Genomic DNA, 25,688 nt, shown 5'->3' on the forward strand with positions numbered 1-25,688 from the left:
AGCAGATCATTATCTGCCTGCAGCAGCACCGGCAGGGCGGGTTACAGCTCTCGCCCGAGGGCCTGGATTTCCGGGAAAGCTTTATGCCGCAGGATGAGCCTTACTTTGATATGGCCGATGAAAATAACTGGGAGTACCAGGAGAATATAGGGTACCGGTCGCACCTGTACATTATTGGCGGCGGCCATTGTGCGCTGGCCCTTTCCCGGCTCATGAGCACTATGAACTTTTACATTCATGTATATGACGACCGCCCGGAGCTGCATACCATCCTGCAAAATGATTATGCCGACGAAAAATGTACGGTACAGGATTACAGCCAGCTGGCGGAGAAAATACCCGCCGGCCATCATCATTATGTAGTGGTAATGACCTTTGGTTACCGTACGGATGATATTGCCATCCGCGCATTGCTCAATAAAAAATTCCGCTACTTTGGCATTTTGGGCAGTAAAAGTAAAATTGAAAAAATGTTTGAAACATACATGGCGGAAGGCTTTAGGCCCGAGCAGCTATATGATCTGTATGCCCCGGTAGGCCTGCCTATTAACAGCCATACGCCGGAAGAGATTGCCGTGAGCATTGCTGCGGAGATCATCCAGGTAAAGAATAAAGGAGATTAACACTTACTCCCGCACCAGCGTACCGCTGATATAACCATACGGCGCATCGGTAGCCATAAATACCTCGTTCTGGTTTTTCATGCCAAAGGGTTCCAGGTTAAAGGGAATATGATGTTTGTTAGGCATCACCAGGCTAATTTCCTGTACGGCATCATAGGCTTCCAGCACTGCTTTACCCATATCATACAGGGTTTGTTGTACGGAAAGGCTTTTGTGGTGCGCAAAGGTATGTAACAGCGTTTGGCGGATGTTGCTGAACAATGCGCTAAAGTCCCCTGCTGGTTTGGCATAGCGCCAGGTGGCGGTGCATTGCGTAGCCAGTATGCGGTCGCTGGCAGGTTTCAGGGTGGTATATGCATCCTGGATATAATGCTCAAAAGCAGAATCGGTGGTTTTCAGGATCAGGAGGTCCGCAATGCCGGCGCTAACGCTCAGGGTATTGCCTTCCTGTAAAATAAGGGCGGTATGTTTTTCTGCTCCGCCGCTGGTATAGGCGTGCGGGTGCAGCGCTCCGTTAAACTGCATGCGGGTCCAGCTATGTTCCTGTATTTCCACCTGCACCTTATGTACCTGCGGATTGTTGGTGGTAAAGTGATTGGCCAGGTACAGCGCAAAATCTTCAATGCTGCCGGTAAAATGATCTTTGGCTAAAGCGTATACGGTGTTCTTCTGGGTGTCGGTAGGCAGTATGCGGGTATTATCGCCCCGGGTATAAGCGGTTTCAAAATCGCCTTCCAGCAGGGTATTCACAGATACCTGGCGAAATTCATGGTAATTGTCATGCCGGATGATCTTTGACAATTCCACCGCATTTTTGCCGTAAGCGTTCTCACCCAGTTTGATTTTCATAGAGCTTGTTTTACTTAACTTTAGCGTATCCTAATTTAAAAAATTAATTCTACTTTTAGTAAAACCGGCTCCCGTGTATGTTTGATCTGGCTATAAGCGGCAACAATATCCTTACGCGCGATGGGCTGCAACGCGCGGTGGTATTAGTGAGCAATGGCCAAATAGTGGAGGTGGCGCCTGCCCTGCCGGATAATATTTCCCCTGATAACATTACAGACATAGGCAACCGGCTGCTGATGCCCGGTGTTATTGACCCTCATGTACATATTAATGAACCGGGCCGCACGGAATGGGAAGGGTTTGAAACCGCTACCCGCGCTGCCATTACAGGTGGTATTACTACCCTGGTAGATATGCCGCTGAATGCATCGCCGGTTACTACCACGGTAAAAGCCTTTGAGCAAAAATTAGCGGCTGCCGCTAATCAGCTGCATACCAGCTGTGGTTTTTGGGGCGGGGTAGTGCCGGGTAATGAAAAGGAGATCCCCGGTTTAATTGATAAAGGTGTACTGGGTTTTAAAGCATTCCTTACGCATTCCGGTATTGATGATTTTCCAAATGTTACAGCCGCTGACCTGGAAAAGGCAATGCCCCTTATTGCCGAAAGTAATTTGCCTTTGCTGGTGCATTGTGAGCTAAGTGATGATATGGCGCCCCCGGTAACGGATCCGCATTCGTACCGGCAATACCTGGCCTCACGGCCCGCGCATTGGGAAGATGCAGCTATTGCCTTAATGATAAAGCTGTGTGAAAAATACCGCTGCCGCGTGCATATTGTGCACTTGTCGGCCGCATCATCGATAGCACAGCTGCGGCAGGCCAAAGAAAAGGGATTACCCATTACCGTTGAGACGGCGCAGCATTATTTATACTTCAATGCGGAAGCCATCGCTGACGGACAAACGCAGTTTAAATGCGCGCCACCCATCCGCAATAAAGTCAATAATGAGCAGTTATGGGAGGCCTTGCAACAGGGCATTATTGATTTTGTAGCTACCGATCATTCGCCTGCAACACCGGCGCTAAAACAGCTGGAAAGCGGTAACTTCAGCAAAGCCTGGGGCGGCATAGCCTCTTTACAGCTGGCCTTACCCGTATTGTGGACCGCCGCCCGTAAAAGAAAGATCCCGGTAACAGCCATGGCGGAGTGGTTAGGCGCAGCGCCGGCCCGGCTGGCAGGCTTGCAAAAAGGGATGATCGCTAAAGGGTATAGTGCCGACTTTGTAATATGGGACCCCGAAGCCACGTTTAAGGTAACAGAAAGTATATTGCATCATAAACATAAGGTTACACCATATATCAATGAAACCCTGTATGGGGTAGTGGAACAAACTTATTTGGGGGGCCGGCTGGTATATGACAGGGGCCATTTAACGGCGCCGCATACCGGTAACATCATATTAAGATAAGCCATGCAAATGTATAAACAGCGAGCGGAAGATATTATGGAGCGCATACAGGCGCTGGCCGGGATCAGTGAAACGGAAGGCTGTATTACGCGTACCTATGGTACGGCTGCCTGGCGGCAGGGCGCACTAACCATCATGAGCTGGATGCAGGTTGCCGGCTTAGCGGTAAGTATGGATAACATTGGCAATGTGAGGGGGCGCCTGACCTGCGGGTTAAGCGGCGCCAAAACTTTTGTGATCGCCTCCCATATGGATACGGTAATAAATGCCGGTAAATTTGATGGGCCGCTCGGAGTAATCATGGGGCTGGACATGCTGAAAGCATTGATCCGAAGCCGTACCGCGCTGCCTTTTGATATTGAGCTGGTAGCTTTTTGTGATGAGGAAGGCTGTCGTTTTCATACCACTTACCTGGGCAGCAAAGTGCTGGCCGGTACTTTTGAACCGGTTTTGCTGGCGCATGCGGATGCAACCGGTGTTACTATAAAGGATGTGATCCATGCTAATGGCAGCCATCCCGCCAGGCTACAGAATGATGCCATACCTGCGCAGGATTGGTTAGGCTATTTTGAGATCCATATTGAGCAGGGGCCCGTATTATATGAAAGGGATATACCGGTAGCAGTGGTGCAGGCCATTGCCGGGCAAAAAAGAATAGCCGTTACCTTTAGGGGAATGGCCGGCCATGCAGGTACAGTGCCGATGGATATGCGGCAGGATGCTTTATGCTGTGCGGCGGAATTTGTGCAGGCAGTAGAAAGAACAGCCCTGTTACATAAAGATAAGATAGTGGCTACCGTAGGTAAGCTGCAGGTGGAAAACGCCGCCAGCAATGTAATTCCGGGCCTTGTTACCTGCACGCTGGACCTCAGGAGCCCTGATGAAAGTATGTTGGCGGCCACGTATGAAACGCTGCAGCAAACAGCGGCTGCTATCTGTAAGCAGCGTAACATACGGTTTGAATGGATGCCTGTGCAGGAAACCGCACCCGTATTATGCGACGTTGGTTTAAACGCATTGCTCACAGCTGCCATTGCGGATGCAGGTTATAAACCGGTGGCATTAGTGAGCGGGGCAGGGCACGATGCAGTGGCCATTGCAGCAGTGGCGCCGGTAAGCATGTTATTTGTGCGTTGCTTTAAAGGCATAAGCCACCACCCGCTGGAAGATGTAGCGTTAAAGGATCTTATTGCTGCCGTGGAGGTAGCAGACAATTTTATACAGCATGTTATTCATCAATATGATCAGGTATGGAAATATCAGCATTAACCCGTTCCGTGGTAAAAGGCAGTCATGCCGTTATTAGCCCGGACGGATACGTGAACAGCACCGTTCCCGGCTGGACAAACTGCACCGTGAATGTGATCATCAGCGAGGCTATGGGGGCGCAGCTTACCCAAACCCTTATCACCGCCAGAGAAGGCGGGCGCATTACCGGCGCTACGCATGTCTCGCAGGTATTCTTTTACGTGATCAGCGGCGGCTGCCATGCCACTGCTGACGGTAAAAAGAACCTGCTGAGCGCAGGACGTTTTTTGTACGTGCCCATTGGTAAAACCTACCAGCTGGAAAATACGGTGCCGGGTACACAAATACTCTGTTTCCATAAAGTGTATGAAAAGCTGGAAGGCTATGCGCCGCCACCGGTGATCTTTGGTGATGCTGCGCAAATTGAGGGCCCCACCTACCTGGGCGATCCTGCCCTGCGTTTGCAGGTATTGCTGCCCGATCACCCGGCCTTTGATATGGCCGTGAATATATTCACCTACGATAGCGGCGGGCACCTGCCTTTTGTGGAAACGCATATTATGGAGCACGGCCTGCTATACCTGCAGGGGCAGGGCGTATACATGCTGGACCAGGAATGGTACCCCATAAAAAAAGGCGATTCCATCTGGATGGCGCCGTACTGCCAGCAATGGTTTACCGCCATGGGCAAAGAACCCGCCGTGTACATTTATTACAAAAACGTAAACCGATACCCCTTTACACCATGACAATTCAAGCACTTAACCAACTATCACAGCCTGCTTTAAAAGAGGCCCTTTTTCAATGTTGCGGTTCTACTACCTGGGTAGAGCGGATGAGCAGGCGTTTCCCTTTCCAGGATGAGGATGCATTATACCAGGCCGCAACAGAAGTATGGGAAAGCTGTACTGTTGGCGACTGGAAAGAAGCATTTTCCCATCACCCACTGATAGGCGATCTGGAAGACCTGGAAAAAAAGTTTGCCAGCACCGCCCGATGGGCCACCGCCGAGCAGGCAGCTGTGGAACATGCTACCAACGTTACGTTGCTGCTTTTGGCAGATGGGAACCGCGCCTATTTACAAAAGTTTGGATATATATTCATAGTTTGCGCTACCGGAAAGTCTGCCGAAGAAATGCTACAACTGTTAAAGCAACGGCTACCCAATGAGCCGGCAAAAGAAATCTGGATTGCCATGGCAGAACAGGGCAAGATCACCAGGATCCGTTTACAAAAATTATTAGCCGTATGACGCAAATCACTACCCATGTATTAGATACCAGCCAGGGAAAGCCGGTGGTGGATATGACTGTTTTTTTATACCAATACCAGAATAATAACGACTGGGAAGCCATTGGCGGCGGCGCCACCGACGATGATGGCCGCCTGCCGGACATGCTGGGCGAAGATGCCGTATTAACAGAAGGCATTTATAAGCTGAAATTTGCTACGGAGGAATATTATGAAAGTGTAGGCATCAACACGTTTTATCCTTATGTGGAGATTGTGTTCTATCTCAATAAAGGCGAACATTATCATGTGCCGCTGCTGGTAAGCCCATACGGGTATAGTACGTACCGGGGATCGTGATTAGTAATTACGAATTATTCAATTACGAATTACGAATTGAGTAATTCGTATTGACAGTGACCGGTAAATTGTAATACCCAGTTCATATTAGCAGTTATTTAGGTGACAATCCAAACGCAGTACATAATTCGTAATTCGTAATTGAATAATTCGTAATTCACCATGATGCTGTCCATTAATGAAAACGAGCAAACGCAGCTGCTACAGGCCCTGAGTGTAGCTAACAAAAAGTTCCAGCAAACCTATCCCGGTGATAAACCAGAACGCCAACCGGTACATACCGTGTATGGCGGCGCTAACCTGTTTAAGGCAGATACCTGTGTGAAGATAGGAGAGGTGGCTTTCAAGAACCTGCAAACCTATGCCCCCAACTTTGTAGTGCTGGCCAATGTGCTGGAGCTGGCCGGCCATCAGCATTTACCTCATGCGCTTGAAGACATTATAACCCTTACGCATAAACTGGATCAATTACCGGAAGCAGCCCGCCGGCAGGAAACCGCCTGGCTGGCCTACACTGTGTATAACAAGATCATCCACAAGCTGCGCACAGAGCCGGTAGAGGATTTTCGTATAGACTTTGAAGATGGCTTTGGCAACCGGCCGGATGCGGAGGAAGATGCCACTGCCATTGCCGCTGCGCAGGAGCTGGCCAAAGGGATGGCGCAAAAAACAGTATCGCCATTTATCGGCATCCGCATTAAACCCTTCACCGAAGATCTTAAACACCGCGGTGTACGTACGCTGGACCTGTTCCTCACCACTTTGCTGGAAGCCACCAAAGGTGTGCTGCCGGCCAACTTTGTGGTGATGTTGCCCAAGGTTACCATCCCGGAGCAGGTAATTACGCTGGTACGTTTATTTGAGATACTGGAAAAAGCGCATCAGCTGCCGGCAGGTTCCCTGAAAATGGAAACCATGGTAGAGGCTACGCAGATCATCATGGATGAGGAAGGCCGTAATCCTTTAATGCGTATTATTAAAGCCAGCGAAGGGCGTTGTATTGCCGCACATTTTGGTACGTATGATTATACAGCGTCCTGCGGTATTACGGCCAGGTACCAGACCATGGCGCACCCGGTATGTGATTTTGCACATCATATGACCAAGGTTGCACTGGGAGGTACCGGCATTTTCCTGTCGGACGGGGCTACCAATGTAATGCCCATTGGCCCGCACCGCGGAGAGGACCTTACTTTTGAACAACAGGCGGAGAACCGCGCTGCTGTGCACAATGCCTGGCGCACGGGCTTCCACCATACTATGCACTCCCTCATAAATGGTTTTTACCAGGGCTGGGATCTGAACCCCGCACAGCTGCCCATGCGGTATGCCGCTACCTATAATTTCTTTTTAAGCAGCTATGAAGATGCGGTGTTCCGTTTAAAAACTTTTGTGGAACGGGCTGCCATCTCTACCCTTACCAAAGATATTTTTGATGATGCCGCCACCGGGCAGGGACTGCTTAACTTCTTTTTAAAAGCCATGAACTGCGGCGCCATCGGGGAATCGGAAGCCCTGGCCACCGGCCTTACGCTGGATGAGATCAGGAGCCGCTCTTTTTACCGCATATTGGAAGGCAGGCGGAAAAAATAATTATTATCTTTAAAGCCTTCACCCGCTATTAGTATAACCATTATGCAATTTTCCAACGGAGTAACGGAACCGCCTGTGAAAAAGCTGGCCGGACTGGATCATTTACGGGCGCTTGCCATTGCGCTGGTATTCCTTTGTCACTACCGGATGTTTGGTCACCCCGACTGGGTGAATGATGCGGGCAGCTTTGGCTGGACGGGCGTGGACCTGTTCTTTGTGCTGAGTGGTTACCTGATATCTGCACAGCTTTTTAAAAGTTTGCAGCAGGGCAAAGGCATTTCGCTGAAAGAGTTTTACATCAAACGTTTTTTTCGCATTTTGCCGGCTTACCTGGCAGTGCTTACTTTATATTTTGCCCTGCCTGCTTTTAAGGAGTTTGAAGGCCTGCCACCGCTCTGGAAATTCCTCACCTTTACACAGAACTTTGGCCTGTACCTGGGTGCTACAAGGGCTTTCAGCCATGCATGGTCGTTGTGTATTGAGGAGCAGTTTTATTTATTCCTGCCCTTGATCCTGTTGTTCATTTCCCGCTTCAATGTGCCGCGGGTAATGGCCTTTGGGTTACTAACACTTTTTGTGGCCGGCTTTTTTATCCGTGCCTGGGGCTGGGCGCATTTTGTAGCGCCTTTAGTGGGGCAGGATGATTCGGGGCCGGTGCTGGCCTGGTATAAATGGATCTATTATCCGACCTATAACCGCCTGGATGGATTATTGACCGGTATTGCCATTGCAGCCATATTCCAGTACCGCCCGGCGCTGAAAGAAAAGCTTACCCGGCATGGGAATGCCATGTTATTACTGGGCCTGGCACTGATCACCGGCGCTTACTTTTTATGTAATAAAGAAATGGTTACCCGGAATACCACTGTGACCGGGTTTCCGCTGATCTCCATTGCCTTTGGCGTGATGGTGATAGCGGCGTTAAGCCCGTCCTGTATTTTATATAAGCTGCCGGCGCGCGGTACCGGTTTAATTGCTACTTTATCTTACTCCATTTACTTAAGCCATAAAGGAGTGGTGCACCTCACACAGTTGTGGTTAGGTAAATGGGTTGATGCGAATGGGATGGGTATGTTTGTGATCTGTACCGGGATGGTAGTGCTGGCAGCTTTGGTGTTGAGGTGGGTGATTGAGAAACCGTTTTTAAGATTGAGAGATAGGGTGTTGAAAAGGAGGGATGAGGCCGCATTGAAGCCTGTAAAGGAAGAAAGACAACCCGCAGTATATTAATAGGTTGTTTATTAAATAGTTAGCATCTGCAGGCCTAGGCCGTTTAGTATTGAATATTACTTTAAATTTGTACAAACGAAAATGATATGGGGGAGCCTTCATTAAATAAACAGATCAACAGTTACCTGGAACAGTTGAATGCCCGGCAGAAAAAAGCTATTCTTACCATTGCCAAAACTTTTGCAGAAGAGCAGGAGGTAATAGAGTATAGTGATGAATTTAAGAAAGAGCTGGACCGCCGGTATGAAAGTTATAAAGGAGGTGAAGCATTGATAAGTGAGGTGGCGGCAGATAAACGGATACAGAAAGTATTAAAAGCTGGTAAGCGTAAATGAGCTACACCATTGCTTACCAGAAAGTTGCCATAGAAGAATACGAACTTGCCATTGCCTGGTACGCAGAAAGGAGTGAACAAGCTGCTGAAAATCTGATCATTGCAATAAAAGAAAAACTAGATGTACTCCGTACGGAGCCCGACCGTTACCGTAAAACCTATCGTCAGTTCAGGGAAGTAGCATTAAAGAAATATCCTTACAGTATCGTATATTTTATTAATGAAGTGGATCAGATGGTGATCATTACTTCTATATATCATCATAAACGCAGCCCCCTTAATAAATACAAGAAGAAATAAGGCCCTTCCGCCACCCCTCCACTTTAACATACTCTTAAGAAATGATGTTTTATTTTAATAGAGCATAACCCTGCCCTTGCTCAATTAAAACCATCAAACATGAACTTCAACAAGATCAACAACATTACCGGTTGGATCGTGTGTGTGATTGCGTGTACCGTGTACCTGCTTACTATGGAGGCCACCGGCAGTCTCTGGGACTGCGGGGAATTTATAGCCGCCTCCTACAAATTACAGATACCTCATCCGCCGGGCGCTCCGCTGTTTGTGCTGCTGGGCCGCCTGTTCAGCATGTGGCTGTCGCCTGCGCAGGCTTCGCTGGGAGTGAATGTAATGAGTGCCCTGGCCAGTGGCTTTACCATCCTCTTTCTTTTCTGGACGATTACGCATTTTGCGCGTAAGCTAATGGTAAAGGACAATACCACCATCACTGGGGAACAAACGTTGTTGATCATGGGCGCCGGTGTGGTGGGCGCGCTGGCTTATACCTTCTCTGAATCTTTCTGGTTCTCGGCTGTGGAAGGTGAAGTATATGCTATGTCATCCCTGTTTACAGCGCTGGCTTTCTGGGCCATTCTCAAATGGGAAGCGGAGGCCGACAGGTCCTATGCCGACCGCTGGCTGATCCTGATCGCCTACATTATAGGATTATCCATTGGCGTGCATCTCTTAAACTTATTGACCATTCCGGCCATGGTGATGGTATATTATTTCCGCCGTCACAAACCTACGCTCAGGGGCACGCTGCTGGCATTAATGCTGGGCTGCGCCATTACAGGGGTTGTACAAATAGGTTTTATCCAATACCCTGCTAAAGCTGCCGGCGCAATGGATGTATGGTTTGTAAACTCACTGGGTATGCCGTTTAACAGCGGCTCCCTGTTCTTTGTAGTAATGATGATAGTGGCGCTGGCGCTGGGTATGCGCTGGGCCAAACGTAAGGGACATTACTTTGTGCGGCTGGGATTACTGTGCACCATCTTTTTATTCATTGGATACTCCACTTACATTACAACGCTTATCCGCTCCAATGCCAACCCGGGTATTGATATGTATAATGTAGATAATCCTGTGGCATTGAAGGGTTACCTGGGACGGGAAAATTACGGTGATTTTCCGCTGGTGTACGGGCAGGTATTCACTGCCAAACCACTGGACTACAAAGAAACCGGCAATACCTACAGCAAAGGCGCTGGTAAATATGAAGTTACCGGCAAACGTTATGAGGCTGTGTATGACAGTAAAGACATGATGCTCTTCCCCCGCGTGTGGGATACGCAGAACGATCAGGGGCATGTGGATGCTTACCGGCAGTGGCTGGGACTGGCGCAGGGCGAGCAGCCTACGTTTAAGGATAACATCCGTTTCTTTATGGGCTACCAGGTGAACTTTATGTACCTGCGTTATTTCATGTGGAATTTTGTAGGCAGGCAAAATGATATACAGGGTTCCGGCAACGTGCGGGATAGTAACTGGGTGTCCGGCGTATCCTTTATCGATAACCTGCTGTATGGCGATCAGAGTAAGCTGCCGGATAGCCTCAAAGAAAATAAAGCGCATAACACTTTATTCTTCCTGCCGCTGATCCTGGGCATCCTGGGCTTGGTGTACCATTACAAACAGCGGCGTAAAGACAGCCTGGTGGTGGGGCTTTTATTCTTCTTCACCGGCCTGGCCATTGTGCTCTACATCAATCAACCCGGTAACCAGCCCAGGGAAAGGGATTACGCCTTTGTTGGCTCGTTCTATGCTTTTGCCATCTGGATAGGGCTGGGTGTATTAGCGGTGCATACCTGGTTACAGCAGCGTGCCCGGTTAAAATTCGTATATGCGGCGCCGGTAGCGCTGCTTACCTGCCTGCTGGCAGTACCCGCCTTAATGGCTTCCCAGGAATGGGATGATCATGACCGTTCGCAGAAAGTGCTGGCCCGTGATATTGCCAAAGATTACCTGGAATCCTGCGCACCCAATGCTATTTTGTTTGTAGCAGGTGATAATGAAACGTACCCCTTGTGGTATGCGCAGGAAGTGGAAGGCATTCGCCCGGATGTACGTGTGATCCATACCAGCCTGCTGAGCGCCGACTGGTACATTGAGCAGCAGACCAGGCGCACCAATACAGCCGGCAAGCCGGTAGCCATGACCTGGGGCGCCGATCAATACAAAGGAGATAAGCACAATTATATACTGTACCACGATGCCGGTATTTTTCCGCAGGATAAATTCTACAACCTGAAAGAGGTGATGGCCTTTATGGGCAGCGATGATCAGCGTGCGCAGCTTATGACCAGCAGCGGTGAATCCATGAACTACCTGCCCTCCCAGCAACTATTCCTGCCGGTGAATAAAGCGCAGGTGCTGGCAAATGGTACCGTATCGGCAGCAGACAGTGCACGGGTAGCCCCGCAGGTAACCTTCCGCATTAACAAGAATGCGCTGTATAAGAACGACCTGGCCATGCTGGACATTATTGCAACCAATAACTGGGAACGTCCCATTTATTTTGCCAACCCCTTTATTCCGCGTGGCACCGGTTTGGAGAACTACCTGGAAAGTGAAGGCATGACCTACCGCCTGGTGCCTTTAACACCGCTTACAGACGATGCTGCCGCGGCTGCGGTAGATGGTGTGCCTGTAAACTCAGGAAGAATGTATGATAACCTGAAGAAATTTGCTTTCTGCAGCGCGGATAAAAAAGGCGTTTACTTTGATGAGCCGAACCGCAGCATGCTGCAGCAGCTGCGCGCCACCTACACGCGACTGGCTATTGACCTGGCTGCCAAAGGTGATAAAACAAAAGCGCTGCATGTGCTGGATACCATGGACCGTAACATACGTGAGGAGAATTATCCCTACGGTATGACCTCGCAGGGAAATTCGCACAACATGAGCTCCATGCAGGTAGCCTATGCTTATTACCTGGCCGGTAACCCGGAAAAGGCGGAAGCGATCTCAAAAAAGATCATCAAAGATTGTGAGCAGCAGATAGCCTATTATGAATCTTTACCGGATGATAAGCTAACGAATGACCTGCGCACCGATTATCAACGCGCCGCAGAATACATTATTCCGCAGCTGCAGAAGATGAAGGCAGCCTTTGGCGCCAAGCCCGGGAAGCTGTTGTAAGGCGGCCCGCAGGGCCACTGACCATGGACCGTGGTTGACGGATGGACCACCGTCCACAGATGCCGATCCACTGTCCGGGGATGATGGCCCTGTGTTGGATTAGTCAGATAAATTAGCAACTATACCAAACGTAAAAAGCAAAAATTAAAGTGGCGTGCAAGCCCATTTTAATTTTTGCTTTTTTACTTTTTATTTTTTGAACAATAATCTTTACGCACTACTGCTGTGGTCTTGCATCTGTTAACCGTTGACTATTGCCGGAGGAGCGCGGTCGCACACCACAACACCGGCGCCTGCCCGTGCAGATCACCGGTAACCCGGCCGCGGTCCAGGTAATACTGATGATCGTTCTTTTTATTTGTGCCTTCACATACTTCACGGATGTTATTGTGCTCGTCCAGGTATGTGATCAGCTTCAGCCAGCCTTTGCGGGCCGCCGGGCCATAAGTGGCGGCATCCAGCCAGCCGTTCTTTACACCGGTGATCATGGCAAAGGTGAACATGCCGGTGGCGGAAGTTTCCGGCCAGGAGCCCGGATCATCCACCAGCTGCCGCCACATGCCATCTGCGGCCTGGTATTTTAATAAAGAGGCCATCATGGTCTTATACCCTTTCATAATGCGGGCGCGGTCAGGATTGTTTTCGGGCAGGGAGCGTAACAGCTCGCTCATGCCGGCTGCCATCCAGCCATTGCCGCGGCCCCAGAAATAAGGCACATCCGGCGCATGGTAAAAAAGGCCGTTGGGGCGTTGCAGGCTATCCAGGTACAGCACCATTTCTTTGGCAGCGCGTTCTATATATTTCGGATCATTGGTAGCGCGGTAGGCCTGGGCCTGTACTGCGGTGATCATATACATATCATCGATCCATAAACGGGTTTGCCCGGTATAACCCTTATGATACCAATCCATTGCCTGCGGGGTGGCGCGGTCGCCTTCCGGTGCGGTCCATTGCTGGTCGGCTATTTGCCGGCCCAGGGTTAGGTATTTCTCATCTTTGGTTTGCATATATAATTCCAGCGGTACGGCGCCGAATACAGTATAATCTACATGCACCGCTTGCGGCACCATGGATGATTCTGTGGTGAACAGCGGGGTAAAACGTTGTTCCAGCTTATCCAACAGGGCTTTATCTTTTGTTTCCCTGGCAAAGGTCAAGGAGCCGTACCAGGCGCAGGTTTCCGGGTAAATAATAAATTTAGAAGGGCCATGTCCGACATTACCGTGAGGGGTTTCAACGAAATGTTCCGCCACACGTTTGCCAACTTCCTGTGGTGTGCTGCCTTTGGGAAGATCTTTAAAATAAGCATTGGCTTTTTTGGATTGCGCCGGAGCGCCGGTGTTAACAGCTGCAGTAAACAACAAAACCGCCATCAGGCGGTACAGGGTGGGTTTCTTCATAATCGTGTTATTTATTAGGAATAACAAGATAATAAAGCCGCCGCTTTTATTCCGGGTTATTTAACACGTAAATGTTCTGCGCCTCTCTTTCAGTAACCGGCTGAAAATTGGTGCTGATAATGAGCGAAGCTTTGGTTGCATCCGCAAAATCCATCGCCACAATGCCAAAACGCCCGCGCTGGTTAGCGGTAAAAAAGCGGATAATATTATTACCCATAGCCAGGGATACCTTTTTAATATTGGGAATACGCAGGAACGCACGCGGTTTATAACCACTCAGGAAATTAATATACAGCGCATCTGTATTTACGGTGCGGGCCTCTGTAAGCAGCGCATTGCTGTTGCTCCATTTAATACGGTTACGCGGCACCAGGAACTCATCCTGCACCCGCAGCTGCGTAGGGCCGTTATTGATGGTAAAGGTGCGGTTACGGGCCCAGCCGGTAGCGTCAATTCCCATATCTTCATTTTTAGCAGTAAAGCGCCGCAGCAATACAATTTTGCCCCTGGCTTCCTGCAGGGTAGGGATGGTAGGGCTTAAATACCATTTATCTGCATACCGTTTTGCATAGGCATCAAATGTTTCCTCAAAAGAGCGGGTATTATTAACAGAGCGGTATTCTTCCTTAATGCTCATGATAATACATTCACCGGGGTGGCGGTCCAGGAACTGCGTACAGGCATGCATGACCGCATCAAAATCAAGCCGCTGGTATACAATGCCATGGTGAATGGAGAATTTATTATCAATGTGGCGGCAGCGTACATCCAGGAAACGGATGCCGGCCTCCAGCTGTTCGCTGATCGTTAATGTCTGGCATTTGGCGGTTTTGCCAAAACGCTCGTAACGCGCGCAGGCATTGTGTGAGCCGGGTAAGGAAAGGTGTGTAAGGTTCACATTACCGGGCACCATCTCCATCCAGCCGCTGAGCGGAATGCTGGCCGGATACGCCGGCGTAGAAGTTTTAAAGGAGGCGTGCCTGAAATAGGATGCCGCCTCCGGGCGTGCTTCATAAACAGGTAACTCTCTGGTGCAGCCAATCAAACAGATCGCTGCCACCATGCAGGCGGCGGCAGCAATGAACGGTTGCTTATTCATAGTAGCAGTTGTAGGTTCCACAAAATTACGTTCGGCTATCTGTTTAACCAGCTATAGGAACGCGGTATAACAATTTGGTAATACTATCTGATATTTACTATACCACTTTTGTTATTTATACAATATAAGGCAGAACGCGATTAAAAGATGAAAAAATATGTTTCGCCGGAATTTGACTGAAAAGAGACAAATTTTCTATTAATTTAGTTCCTGCAGTTTCCGGGGAAGCTTCACCTACTTTATTGAAACCGAGCATGATAACCTTCCCTGTCATACAGGAGAACCGCCAGAGGGGGGCCTCATGAGCATCTGAAAAAGGATCGCTCGTGTCTAAAACAAATGAAGTACGTTCCTGGGAAGGCAATACAGGTTTTCCAACCGGCCAAAAGGAGCAAAACAGAGCAACAGATCTGCCGGCACTATTGAACAGCAGCGCTTTAAAGCAGCTGGTCCAACCGAAAGTATAACAACATAAGAGTCTAAACCGTGGCAACAAACATCTAACGGGTGAAATGCAACAGAGCTCCTATAATGAAACCGAACTGTTTAAGCGTATAGCCGAAGGAAATGAGCCCGCCTTCCGTCAGCTATTTGAGATGTACAGGCAACGGCTCTTCATTTTTGCGTACCAGCTATCGCATTCTACTGTTGATGCTGAAGAAATTGTACAGGACATTTTCTTAAAACTTTGGGAGAACAGGGCGCAGCTGGCCCTTGTCAGCTATCCCCGTAAATACATCTACACCATGGCGCGCAACCGCGCCCTGGACCTGCTGGCGGCCCTGGCCAAAGATAAAAAGGCCATGCAGGCTATATGGGCCAACCTTTCCCCTTTGCAGAATATAACAGAAGAGCTTTTGAATGCACAGGAAAGCCAGCGCCTTATTAACGAGGTGATTGCGCAGCTGCCTGAAAAAAAGCAGGCCATTTTCTGGCTCAGCCGCCGGGATGGATTGTCGCACCAGGAAATAGCCCGGCAAATGGACGTTTCCGTACAAACAGTGAAAAATAATCTTACAGATATATTAAAGTATATAAGGCTGTACCTCTCCAGGCATGCACAATTATTATCCATTGTAGGTTACTGGATACATACTATTATACTGTTTAAGCGGCATTGAGCGCGCGTTATCGTATAATAGAAAAAAATATGTTTTATCCTTCCGGTACTATCCCTTTTTAAAACAGTCTGTATAACTACAGAGTACAAAAAAACCAACAAATGACGGGGAATTCCGACCGCCTCACCTATTTGTATAGGAAGTATATTAATGGAACATGTACGGAAGCAGAATTACAGGAGTTTTTTGAATACATCGGCCAACCGGGAATGAAGGAAAAGCTGGAAGCGCTGGCTGATGAACACCTGGAAAATATACTTCCCGGAACGGCAGAACCGCCCATAGACTGGGAATATATGTATGGCAGGGTTACCCGCAATGCATTACCGGCAACGGGTACACAAAAGAAAGTAAAGCGGTTATTGGCATGGCCTGCCGTGGCAGCAGCCTCCATCATAGTTCTGATGGCGGCTACAGGGCTTTACTTCCTGTTCAGGGAAAAACACCCTGCGCCGGCATGGGCGCATAACCGGTTTCAGAACGATCTGCCGCCGGGTAACAGTAAAGCGGTATTAACGCTGGCCAACGGCACCTCTATAGCTTTGTATGAAGGAAGCAGCAGCTTTCTTTCACAGCTGGAAAATACCAAAGGTATGAAGCTGAACAGCGGGGAGCTGGTGTACGATACCCCGGCAGATGCTGCCGCCACAGCCGGTTATAATACGCTTACCACGCCTAAGGGCGGCCAGTTCCGGCTGGTATTGCCGGATGGCAGTAAAGTATGGCTGAACGCCGCATCATCCATTACTTACCCGGTAACCTTTACAGGCAGCAGCCGTACCGTAACCATTACCGGGGAAGCTTACCTGGAAGTGTCCAGGAATCCCGGGAAACCATTTAAAGTAATTGTAAACGGGATGGAGGTAACAGTGCTGGGCACCTGTTTTAACATTAATGCCTATACGGACGAAGCAGGGATCAGCACCACCCTTTTGGAAGGAGCAGTAAGGGTAAGCAGGGGAAATAATATGCAGGTGCTGCAACCGGGCCAGCAGGCGCAATTACAGTCCAACGGCACTTTTCGCCTGATGCCGGATACAGACACCGCCGCTGTTACCGCCTGGAAGAATGGCATGTTTGCCTTTAATGATGCAGATATTGCCTCTATAATGCGGCAGGTGAACCGCTGGTACGATGCAGAAATTGTTTATACCAGCGCCGTATCACAACATTTCGTGGGATCCATACCCCGGGATGTGCCGGTTTCCAAACTGCTAACGATGCTGGAGCTAACCGGAAGGCTTCGTTTCCGGATAGAAGGCAAAAAAATAATAGTAACACAACCGTAGTAAATATTGTATCGCAGAGCCAAAGTAAAGTAATCAACCGTAAACCGTTTTCAAGTAACTATTGAACGTCATCTTTTACCGTTAAGTTATCCGTATTAGACTTGTTATTTTATCACCTTTAAAAACTGCTATCTTATTAATGTAGAGAAAACAACAAAATGAATACCCTTAAAAGGAATAGGAATGTTGGTCGCATTCCCTATTACCCTGTGGGTGATCTAAACCATCGTGTTCTGAACATTTATTAATCAACCAAAATCTAATCTATGATCTTCGCCGTCTGGTGCAGAGGCAGGCTTGTTACATCATTCCTGTCACTGGTATTATTACTCGCTGTTTGCCTGCCAGTAAGTGCCGGTACCTTACAAAGCATTACCCTTTCTTTAAAGGACATTACCCTGGACAGGGCTTTCAAAGAGATACAAAAACAAACAGGCTACTCCTTCCTATACTCAAGAGAAGACCTGGAAAAAACCGAGCCTGTCAACCTGGAAGTAAAAAATGTAGATCTTCAATCCGTATTAAAACTCTGCTTTCAACATCAGCCGCTTACCTACAACATTGTAGATAAAGTGGTGATCGTAAAAAGAAGCTCCGGCTCCACCAATGTAAGCACCGCGCAAAGCATAGCGCCCGTAGCCGTACAGGGGCCCGTAAAAGGAGTGGTGATCAGCTCTGATGGCGGTCCCGTACCCGGCACTGTTATCCAGATAAAGGGCAAAAGCTCGGGTACCGTTACGGATGGGGAAGGCCGGTTTGAGCTGAACGTACCCGTTGGCACTACGCTGGTGATCCGCTCTGTAGGCTATGAGCCGCAGGAAATAAAAGTGGAAGGTGAGGCGCTCCTGCGCATTGTGCTGAAAGTAAGCAATAGCATACTGGAAGAGGTGATCGTAACCGCCGGTGGTATTAAATCCAAACGCCGCGAGGTAGGTACCGCCAACACTACCATTAAAGCAGCAACGCTGGTAGCCGGAAAGGCAGTGAACATTGCAGGCGGCTTACAGGGTAAGGTGGCCGGTTTACAGATCAATGCCACCAATGGTGGCGTAAATCCCAACTACCGTTTGATATTAAGAGGCCAGCGCTCCTTAACCGGTAACAACCAGGCACTGGTGGTGCTGGACAATGTAATTGTGCCTAATACCGTATTAGGTAACCTGAACCCTGAAGATGTAGAAGACCTGACCGTGCTGAATGGCGCCGGTGCAGCGGCTTTATACGGTTCACAGGCATCTAACGGCGCCATCATCGTAACCACTAAAAAAGGAAAGAATGGCGTTACGCAGGTAAAAGCATCCAACACTACCACCATTGAATCGGTAGCCTACTTTCCCAAGCTGCAATATGGTTTTGGCGCAGGTGGCAGCTCCTATGGTTATGATGTAAACGGCAAACCGCTGTTCTCCAACCTGGAAAACCAGTCTTACGGCCCTGCATTTGACGGTACCAGAGTACCGCTGGGCGTGCCGCTGGAAGATGGCAGCCAGGATTCCGCTATTTACAGCGGCAATAATGAGCACAATAATTTCTGGGAGCATGGCTTAACCAACCAGACAGATTTTTCCGTTACCAGTGGCGACGATAAATCTACCTTCTACCTTTCCGGCCAGTATGCTACCACAAAAGGTACTACGCCTAAAGATAAATTCAACCGCACCACCTTACGCGCCAACGGTACCCGTAAAATAGGCAATAAGGTAAGCAGCACTTACGCTATTGGCTATACGCAGAACAGGTGGGACATTACCACGCAAACGGCCAGCATGTATGCCAACCTGCTGAACATGCCGCAGAACGTGGATATTACCAAGTATAAGAACTGGCAAACCGATAAGTTTGCCAATCCCAACGGGTTCTATAATCCCTGGTATCAGAATCCTTACTTTACGCTGGATAACAACCGTTCCAAAAGCCGGAACGATTATTTAACCGGTAACCTGGAGCTGAAATATTCCCCGGCTGAATGGGTTGACCTGACGGTGCGCCAGGGTATTGCTACCCGCAACTACTCCGGCAAAACCTGGCAGGGTGCGTTTGATTATACCGCTTATGCAGAAACTACCAGCGGATCCAAAACCGATATCCCTGCTGCGGTTTCCGATGAAAGTGGTTATATCACAGAGCTGCTCAGCGATGCATTTGCACAGTTCCGCAAGGAGTACGGAGATTTCAGCTTTAACCTGATCACCGGCGCCCAGTGGCGCCAGGATGAATCCAAGTTCGTAAACGTTAATGCAACCGGCTTAACCATCCCGGAACTGTATAACAGCAGCAACACTACTTCTAACCTGGGGGGTGGCGAATCAAATTATAAAGCCCGCCAGATGGGCGTTTATGCTGATTTCCGTATCGGCTATAAGAATTTCCTGTTCCTGCATGGTACCGGCCGTAATGACTGGGTTTCCATACTGGCGCCTGATAACCGCTCTTTCTTCTATCCGTCTGTGGATGTATCTTTCATCGCCAGCGATGCCATTACTGCATTAAAACAAAGCCGCACGATCACTTACCTGAAACTGCGGGGCGGCTGGTCAAAAGTAGGGCAGGTGAACCTGGGTAATGCCGGTGATTTTGGCGCGTACTATCTGCAGCCCACTTTTAGCCAGGCCAATGGTTACCCTTACAATGGCGTAGCCGGTTATACGGTGAATAATACGCTGATCTCCTCCAGCCTGAAGCCGGAGATCACCAAAGGTTATGAAGCAGGCTTTGACCTGAACCTGCTGGACGACCGTATTACTACCAGCGTAACCTGGTACAGCACTAAGACCGATAACCAAACGGTAAATACGACTGTTTCCAGCGCTACCGGCTTCTCTGTTTTCCGCGTGAACAGCGGGCAAACCACCAGCCGTGGCCTGGAAGTGACCGCACACGTAACGCCTATCAAAACAGCTGACTGGGATGTAACCGTAGGCGGTAACTATACTTTCCTGGACAATAAGGTAAATAACATCAGCGCAGACCTGCCCCGTTTATCACTGGCATCCTATGGCAGTGGTACCGGTTCTTATGCCGTAGCCGGCAATATGTTCCCGGTGATTATGGGTAAGGATTACAGCCGTGATCCGGAAGGCCATGTGATCGTGGACCGCATTACCGGTACGCCTAAAACGGATGACACCATTAAGATCCTGGGCAATGCAGTAGCGCGCCATCGCCTGAGCCTGGACCTGAGCGTACGTTTCAAACAATTCCGTTTAACGGCCCTGTTTGAATACCGCGGTGGTTACATGGTGTTTAATAATATGGGGGGTGAGCTGGACTGGTCCGGTACCGGTTACCGCACAGCAGCGTTTAACCGTGACCGTTTTGTATTCCCCAACTCCGTATATGAAGATCCGAACCACCCGGGCCAGTACATTAAGAATACCAACATCACCGTTACAGACGGCAATGGTAACTCCGGCTTCTGGACCAATGACGAAAACCGTACAGTAGCCTCGAACTACATTACCTCCGGTGATTTCTGGAAGATGAGGGAGATCGCATTGTCTTACGACGTGCCGGCATCCTTCCTCAGCAAGATCAGGGTTGTTAAAGCCGCCACGATCAGTGTGCAGGCGCGCAACCTGTTCATCTGGCTGGCCAAATCAAACTATTATACAGATCCTGAATACAGTGATGCAGGTAATGACAGCAACGGTATAGGCCTCACCGGCCTGGGGCAAACGCCTCCTTCCCGTTTTTACGGCGCTACCCTGTCATTGACATTTTAACTGCATCTTAAAAAATCAGAGAAATGAAAAAACGCTTACTACTTTTTATATCCATAGGAATGGTTGTGTTGGGAAGCTCCTGTAAAAAATACCTGGATATCAACACCAACCCGAATACCGCTACCTCCGCTACGCCGGAAGTAGTGCTGCCGCAGGCCATTGTATATACGGCTGCCAACATCAGCAGCTTTAACAACTACGGCTCCCAGCTGGTTGGCTATGCCGCCAACGCCGGTGGTTACGGTGGTTTTGGCGCGGCGGTTACCTACAATTTCAGTAATGCTACCAGCACCGGTTTATGGACCTCCTCCTACGACCTGCTGGAAGATTTCCAGTATGTGATACAGCAAACAGATACCACAGCGGATTATGGTTACTTTAATGCAGCTGCCCGCATTATGAAAGTTTTCAACTTCCAGATGCTGGTAGATACTTATAATGATGTTCCCTACAAGGATGCATTAAAGGGCGTTAATGAGCTTACACCTGCTTATGATAAGGCAGAGGATATTTACAAGGACCTGGCCATACAGCTGGATTCTGCCATCACCATCATTAAGAATACACAAGCCAGCCAGGAAGGCAGCAGCACCAGTAACGTAAAAGACCTGGGCAGCAGCTCTGATCCTATGTTCAAAGGCGATATGGAAAAATGGAAACAGCTGGCCAACACCATTAAGCTGCGCTTAATGATACGTGCCGGCAGCAAGGTTACTTTTGCCAACACTGCTTTTGATGATGCAGGCTTCCTGACCACTGATGCCATTATAAACCCCGGTTATGCCAGGGATAATAACAGGCAAAACCCTGCCTGGAATACCTGGATCTATAGCTCAACCGGCAGCGCAGGCAATAAAGCCTGGATCCCTACTAAATGGATCCTTTCATTTTATAACGGTACCAAGCTGGATGATTACCGGGGCTATGCTATTTATTACCAGTTCCCCAACACTACCGCTAACCAGCTGGGTTATGAAAGCAACAGCGTTCCCGCTGCGCCGGCAGGCAGCGCCTGGCTATCCGGCGCCAATGCAGGCAGCGACAGGGGCAGCACTACGGCTGGCGGCAGCATTGGCATTTTCAAAGCGCCCAGCGCGGGCGAGCCTTTGCTGTTAGCTGCTGAAAGTTTTTTACTGCAGGCAGAAGGGGTGGTAAGAGGACTTGTTAGCGGTGATGCAAAAGCGCTGTTTGATGCCGGCGTGCTTGCCTCTTTCAAATATGATTATATGAAGCCGGACGGCACCTTTGACCTGAATGGCTGGGACCCGCAGGTGGATTACGACGCTTACCTGGAGAACAATGCCGGCAGCTACCTGGTGCATTTTGACCTGGCTGCCACACAGCCGCAGCAAATAGAAGCCATCATTACCCAGAAGTATGTGGCGCTGAACTTCATACATGGGCATGAAGCCTGGAATGAGTACCGCAGAACACATTACCCGGCTATTACAAATGGCTCTTCAGATGCGCTGAAAACATTTGCATCCACACAATCCATCAGCACCCGTGCTGACAGGCTGCCTACCCGCTTACTGTATCCTAATACGGAATCATCCAACAACGGCACTAACATGCCGAAGGGGATCAATCCTTTTTCATCCCTTATTTTCTGGGCAGCACAGTAAGCAGCGCCGTTTTGTGAAGTATAAACAATTAAAAAAATTACGATGAAATATATCATAGAGAAAGTATCGCTTGCTGTAATGGCGCTGGCATTTACTTCCTGCTTAAAGGACCACCTGGCCCTGGACCCTGCACAGTCTAACAACGTGGTGGAATTTGAGAATACCGGTTCTATTGTATCACCGGCCGGCGCTATAGTGCCCCGGTTTGCAGTGGACCTGGGCAGCCTGGGAGTAGGGGAGTCAGCCAACATAAATATTAACCTGAGCTATTCAGGCGCGGAAATGGCGCCCAATGATATTACGGTTGCGCTGGAGGTTGACACTGCTGCATTAAATGCCTACAATGCAGAGCAGGGGACGAACTATGTTGCGCCCCCTGCCAGCGTATACCATCTGCCCAGCAATATTGTGATCAAAAGCGGTACGCAAAAGATCCAGGTGTATGTGGCTATTACCCGGAGCAACGATTTTGATTTTAATGTGAACTATGCGTTACCGTTAAAGATCGCATCTGCCTCCACCGGCATTATCAGCGGTAATTTTGGTACTGCGCTGTTTTCCTTTGCTGTGCGTAACAGCTATGATGGTATTTACACCATGACCGGATCAATGACAGATAACACCAGCTCCTCCCTTACGGGTTATTATCCGATAGATGTGAACATGATCACCTATTCCGGTAACTCCATTGCCATGTATGATCCGGTTGTGGCTAAAACATATGGCCACGCTATCAGGAGCGGCGCTACCGGCACCTCTTACTACGGCAGCTTTAGCCCGGTATTCTTTTTTGATGACGCCGGAAAGATCACCTCCATCACCAATTATTACGGACAGCTGTCCGGCGCCAATAAACGCTCTGCAGAGCTGGACCCTGCGGGTGTGAACAAGATCACTTTTGGCGGCGATGGTAAAGTAGCGTCTTTTGAAGTAAGCTATTTTATGACGCAAAACGGCGCCGTTAGAACTTCTTTCAAAGAAAAGTTCACTTACAAGTCATCAAGATAAATGAGTGCAGTTTTCTAACTGGTGCTTAGGCAAATCAGGAAGCTAGGTTGAGGCTTCCCCATAAGCGAGCATATAGCCCCCGGTTTACGGGGGCTATACTGTTTCCGGGAACAAAAAATCCCACCCGCTGAAAGCGGATGGGAAATGACTTGGATGTTGGTCGCATCACCGGTCTGTGGGTAAGCTACATCGTGTTCTGAACTTATTAGTCACCCAAACCAAAAGTAGGAATTTAACCAGTAATACGTCCGGAAACCGGCCCTTTTTACATGAAAGGTTAGCGTGGTTTAACGGGTGCATCCTAACATGTACGTATAACTACGTATAAGGGTGGCAGTTAATCCGGTAATTATTTTATTGCATTTAAAAGCTGTCCTATCATATCACCCATGGCTTTATAATCGATCCATCTTACTACAGCTACCAGGTCGTGATCGGGATCAACATAAATAAAATTGGTGCCGTTGCCGATATGGATAAATGCATTTGCCGGTGCGCTGGCCGCCAGCTTATGATCTGTGTTCAGGAACCAGTTCATATATCCATATGTGGGCTCCGCAGCTGTAGGCGTAAGCGCCTGTTTTACCCATTGTTCAGATAACAGCTGCTGGCCGTTCCAGTTACCCCGGTGCAGGGTTAGCAGGCCAAAGCGGGCCATATCATATGCGCTGATGAACATGCCACCGCCCCAATGCCCGCCGCCGCTGACTGATTGCACGGGTGCGCCATCCAGCACGATCCACGCATTGCGGTAACCATACCAGCGCCAGGTATTGGATGCGCCGATGGGATCCATAATATGCTGCTTTAATACCTGCGGCAACGGTTGCCGCCATACGCAGGTAGCTGCCAGCGCCAGGGCATTCACCCGCACATCATTGTATTTGTACACGGTGCCGGGCGCATTGCGTTTGCGGTGCAGCCATGCTTCAGGATCATTGCCCACGGGGCGGTCGGCCCAATCCGGCTTGCCCCATAAAGTACCTTCCCAGTCGCTGGTTTGCCGCAGCATTACCTCCCAGGTAAGGGTACGGTTATGCTCACCGGCAAAAGGATATAACAAAGCCGGCTGCCCGGGTGTGGAAGCAGCGCCAAGCGGGTTGTATACTTCAATGGGCGGTATATAAGGCGCTACGGTATCGGTTACACTGCGTATAAGCCCACGGTCTACCGCTACGCCTACCACAGATGATAAAAAGCTTTTGGTAACGCTGTTGGTAATATCTACGCGCAGCGGCTCGCCCCACTCTGCTACAATATAACCTTTGTAGATGATCACGCCCGTAGGCTCACCCCGTTCAGAAAAGGGGCCTATGCCTGCGCTGTACGGCTCTTTCCCAAACTGGATAGCCTGGGTAAGCTCCTGGTTGCGGGGATATTTGGATTCATTATCGCGGGCAAATTTAATAGCGGCCTGTAATTGGGTAGAATCCAGCCCCAATGCGGCAGGGGAGCGGTGCTGCCATTCTCCGCGGGGAGGAAAGTAATTTTTTGTTTTGGATTGTGCGTGGGTAAGCAGGGCGCAGCCCAGCAGCAGGGTGAGGAAAAAGCAACGTTTCATAGGGAAAAATTACAAAAAATGCAGAAGGCATACCAGCATATCTAAACGCTGACTAGGACTTCACTAGGGATTCACTAGGGAAAAACATGGGATTTAGTAGGGAAAGACATGAGAAACACATGAGAAAGACATGGGGAAAAGGCGTAAGTAAGAGCGATAAGATCAATACAGCTGGTTACGCAGGATGCGTTTGATCATTTGCACAGTAGTGCGGGTAGTTTGGCCTTTATATTTTTCCAGCACTTTAGTTTCGCTCATGCCGGCGCCGAGGTCGCTAACGATGTACCACCACTGACCCAGGAACTCGGCATTAGGCGTGCGGTACTGCAACAGGCGTTTTACGGTGGTAATAACCGTCATGCTAACATCACCATCATGCAGGGCAAATACTTCATCAATGCTCAGGCCCAGGGTCAGGTCATCGGCAATCCGCGAGTAGTCGTGCAGGTATTTTTCGTTGGCTTCCATTACCTGCAGCATGGGGTTGCTGCTGTACTGGATAGGGGTATGTTTGCTGCGTTCCTTTGGTTTCTGTACCCGGGCAAAACCACGGGCAATGTT

General features: G+C 49.3%; 21 protein-coding genes and 1 pseudogene. 17 read left to right on the top strand and 5 right to left on the bottom strand.

Going from position 1 to position 25,688, the window contains the following annotated elements; translation table 11 throughout:
- A partial coding sequence (locus VIM87_RS27795) for an XdhC family protein (protein ID WP_332000142.1) occupies positions 1-623 on the top strand: 623 nt, incomplete at its 5' end.
- A 3-nt stretch (positions 624-626) separates the two neighbouring features.
- Here VIM87_RS27795 and pucL read toward each other — a convergent pair.
- The gene (gene pucL / locus VIM87_RS27800) at positions 627-1,472 is read right to left on the bottom strand and encodes a factor-independent urate hydroxylase (protein WP_332000143.1); all 846 of its coding nucleotides are present in this window, start codon (positions 1,470-1,472) and stop codon (positions 627-629) included.
- A 77-nt stretch (positions 1,473-1,549) separates the two neighbouring features.
- Between pucL and allB the strand changes: the two genes are divergently transcribed.
- From allB to VIM87_RS27850, 10 genes are all read left to right on the top strand, one after another.
- Positions 1,550-2,881, top strand: a complete 1,332-nt coding sequence (allB, locus tag VIM87_RS27805) for an allantoinase AllB (protein WP_332000144.1) — start codon at positions 1,550-1,552, stop codon at positions 2,879-2,881.
- Between the two features lie 9 nt (positions 2,882-2,890).
- Positions 2,891-4,150 carry a M20 family metallo-hydrolase gene (locus VIM87_RS27810; RefSeq protein WP_332000145.1) on the top strand — a complete coding sequence of 420 codons (1,260 nt, stop codon included), beginning with the start codon at positions 2,891-2,893 and terminating at the stop codon, positions 4,148-4,150.
- Positions 4,132-4,878, top strand: a complete 747-nt coding sequence (gene allE, locus VIM87_RS27815; RefSeq protein ID WP_332000146.1) for a (S)-ureidoglycine aminohydrolase — start codon at positions 4,132-4,134, stop codon at positions 4,876-4,878. The genes VIM87_RS27810 and allE overlap by 19 nt, the downstream gene beginning before the upstream one ends.
- Complete coding sequence (gene uraD, locus VIM87_RS27820; RefSeq protein ID WP_332000147.1) at positions 4,875-5,381, top strand: 2-oxo-4-hydroxy-4-carboxy-5-ureidoimidazoline decarboxylase; 507 nt, start codon at positions 4,875-4,877, stop codon at positions 5,379-5,381. The genes allE and uraD overlap by 4 nt, the downstream gene beginning before the upstream one ends.
- Entirely contained in the window at positions 5,378-5,719 is a 342-nt protein-coding gene (uraH, locus tag VIM87_RS27825; RefSeq protein WP_089918052.1) for a hydroxyisourate hydrolase, read from the top strand. Before uraD ends, uraH begins: the two co-directional genes overlap by 4 nt.
- Before the next feature lie 162 nt (positions 5,720-5,881).
- Positions 5,882-7,312, top strand: a complete 1,431-nt coding sequence (locus VIM87_RS27830; RefSeq protein WP_332000148.1) for a DUF6986 family protein — start codon at positions 5,882-5,884, stop codon at positions 7,310-7,312.
- 42 nt (positions 7,313-7,354) lie between these two features.
- The gene (locus tag VIM87_RS27835) at positions 7,355-8,542 is read left to right on the top strand and encodes an acyltransferase (protein WP_332000149.1); all 1,188 of its coding nucleotides are present in this window, start codon (positions 7,355-7,357) and stop codon (positions 8,540-8,542) included.
- A gap of 86 nt (positions 8,543-8,628) precedes the next feature.
- Positions 8,629-8,877 carry a hypothetical protein gene (locus VIM87_RS27840; protein WP_332000150.1) on the top strand — a complete coding sequence of 83 codons (249 nt, stop codon included), beginning with the start codon at positions 8,629-8,631 and terminating at the stop codon, positions 8,875-8,877.
- Positions 8,874-9,176 (top strand): type II toxin-antitoxin system RelE/ParE family toxin, encoded by a 303-nt coding sequence (locus VIM87_RS27845; RefSeq protein WP_332000151.1) that lies wholly within the window; start codon positions 8,874-8,876, stop codon positions 9,174-9,176. Before VIM87_RS27840 ends, VIM87_RS27845 begins: the two co-directional genes overlap by 4 nt.
- 99 nt (positions 9,177-9,275) lie before the next feature.
- Positions 9,276-12,302 (top strand): DUF2723 domain-containing protein, encoded by a 3,027-nt coding sequence (locus tag VIM87_RS27850; RefSeq protein ID WP_332000152.1) that lies wholly within the window; start codon positions 9,276-9,278, stop codon positions 12,300-12,302.
- A 251-nt stretch (positions 12,303-12,553) separates the two neighbouring features.
- On the opposite strand, the gene VIM87_RS27855 is transcribed toward VIM87_RS27850, so the two are convergent.
- Positions 12,554-13,702: a glycoside hydrolase family 88/105 protein gene (locus VIM87_RS27855; protein WP_332000153.1), complete on the bottom strand. Its 1,149-nt coding sequence runs from the start codon at positions 13,700-13,702 to the stop codon at positions 12,554-12,556.
- A 46-nt stretch (positions 13,703-13,748) separates the two neighbouring features.
- The gene (locus VIM87_RS27860) at positions 13,749-14,801 is read right to left on the bottom strand and encodes a phosphatidylinositol-specific phospholipase C (RefSeq protein WP_332000154.1); all 1,053 of its coding nucleotides are present in this window, start codon (positions 14,799-14,801) and stop codon (positions 13,749-13,751) included.
- A gap of 326 nt (positions 14,802-15,127) precedes the next feature.
- Between VIM87_RS27860 and VIM87_RS27865 the strand changes: the two genes are divergently transcribed.
- The 6 genes from VIM87_RS27865 (at position 15,128) to VIM87_RS27890 (ending at position 23,566) form a co-directional block, all read left to right on the top strand.
- Entirely contained in the window at positions 15,128-15,268 is a 141-nt protein-coding gene (locus tag VIM87_RS27865) for a hypothetical protein (protein ID WP_332000155.1), read from the top strand.
- 45 nt (positions 15,269-15,313) lie between these two features.
- On the top strand, positions 15,314-15,922 hold the full coding sequence (locus VIM87_RS27870) for an RNA polymerase sigma-70 factor (RefSeq protein WP_332000156.1): 609 nt from the start codon (positions 15,314-15,316) through the stop codon (positions 15,920-15,922).
- 101 nt (positions 15,923-16,023) lie between these two features.
- Positions 16,024-17,211, top strand: a complete 1,188-nt coding sequence (locus VIM87_RS27875; protein WP_332000157.1) for a FecR family protein — start codon at positions 16,024-16,026, stop codon at positions 17,209-17,211.
- A gap of 266 nt (positions 17,212-17,477) precedes the next feature.
- Positions 17,478-20,933: a SusC/RagA family TonB-linked outer membrane protein gene (locus tag VIM87_RS27880; protein WP_332000158.1), complete on the top strand. Its 3,456-nt coding sequence runs from the start codon at positions 17,478-17,480 to the stop codon at positions 20,931-20,933.
- Positions 20,934-20,956: 23 nt separating this feature from the next.
- Positions 20,957-22,558, top strand: coding sequence for a SusD/RagB family nutrient-binding outer membrane lipoprotein (locus VIM87_RS27885; RefSeq protein WP_332000159.1), 1,602 nt, complete (start codon positions 20,957-20,959; stop codon positions 22,556-22,558).
- Positions 22,559-22,600: 42 nt separating this feature from the next.
- Positions 22,601-23,566, top strand: coding sequence for a DUF1735 domain-containing protein (locus tag VIM87_RS27890; RefSeq protein ID WP_332000160.1), 966 nt, complete (start codon positions 22,601-22,603; stop codon positions 23,564-23,566).
- A gap of 349 nt (positions 23,567-23,915) precedes the next feature.
- Here VIM87_RS27890 and VIM87_RS27895 read toward each other — a convergent pair whose 3' ends face one another.
- Together VIM87_RS27895 and VIM87_RS27900 are read right to left on the bottom strand one after the other, a co-directional pair.
- Complete coding sequence (locus VIM87_RS27895; RefSeq protein ID WP_332000161.1) at positions 23,916-25,127, bottom strand: serine hydrolase; 1,212 nt, start codon at positions 25,125-25,127, stop codon at positions 23,916-23,918.
- A gap of 162 nt (positions 25,128-25,289) precedes the next feature.
- Positions 25,290-25,688 (bottom strand): annotated as a pseudogene (locus VIM87_RS27900) (GIY-YIG nuclease family protein); the annotation flags it as partial.

It is taken from the genome of Chitinophaga sp., assembly GCF_036569125.1.
Classification (GTDB): Bacteria; Bacteroidota; Bacteroidia; order Chitinophagales; family Chitinophagaceae; genus Chitinophaga.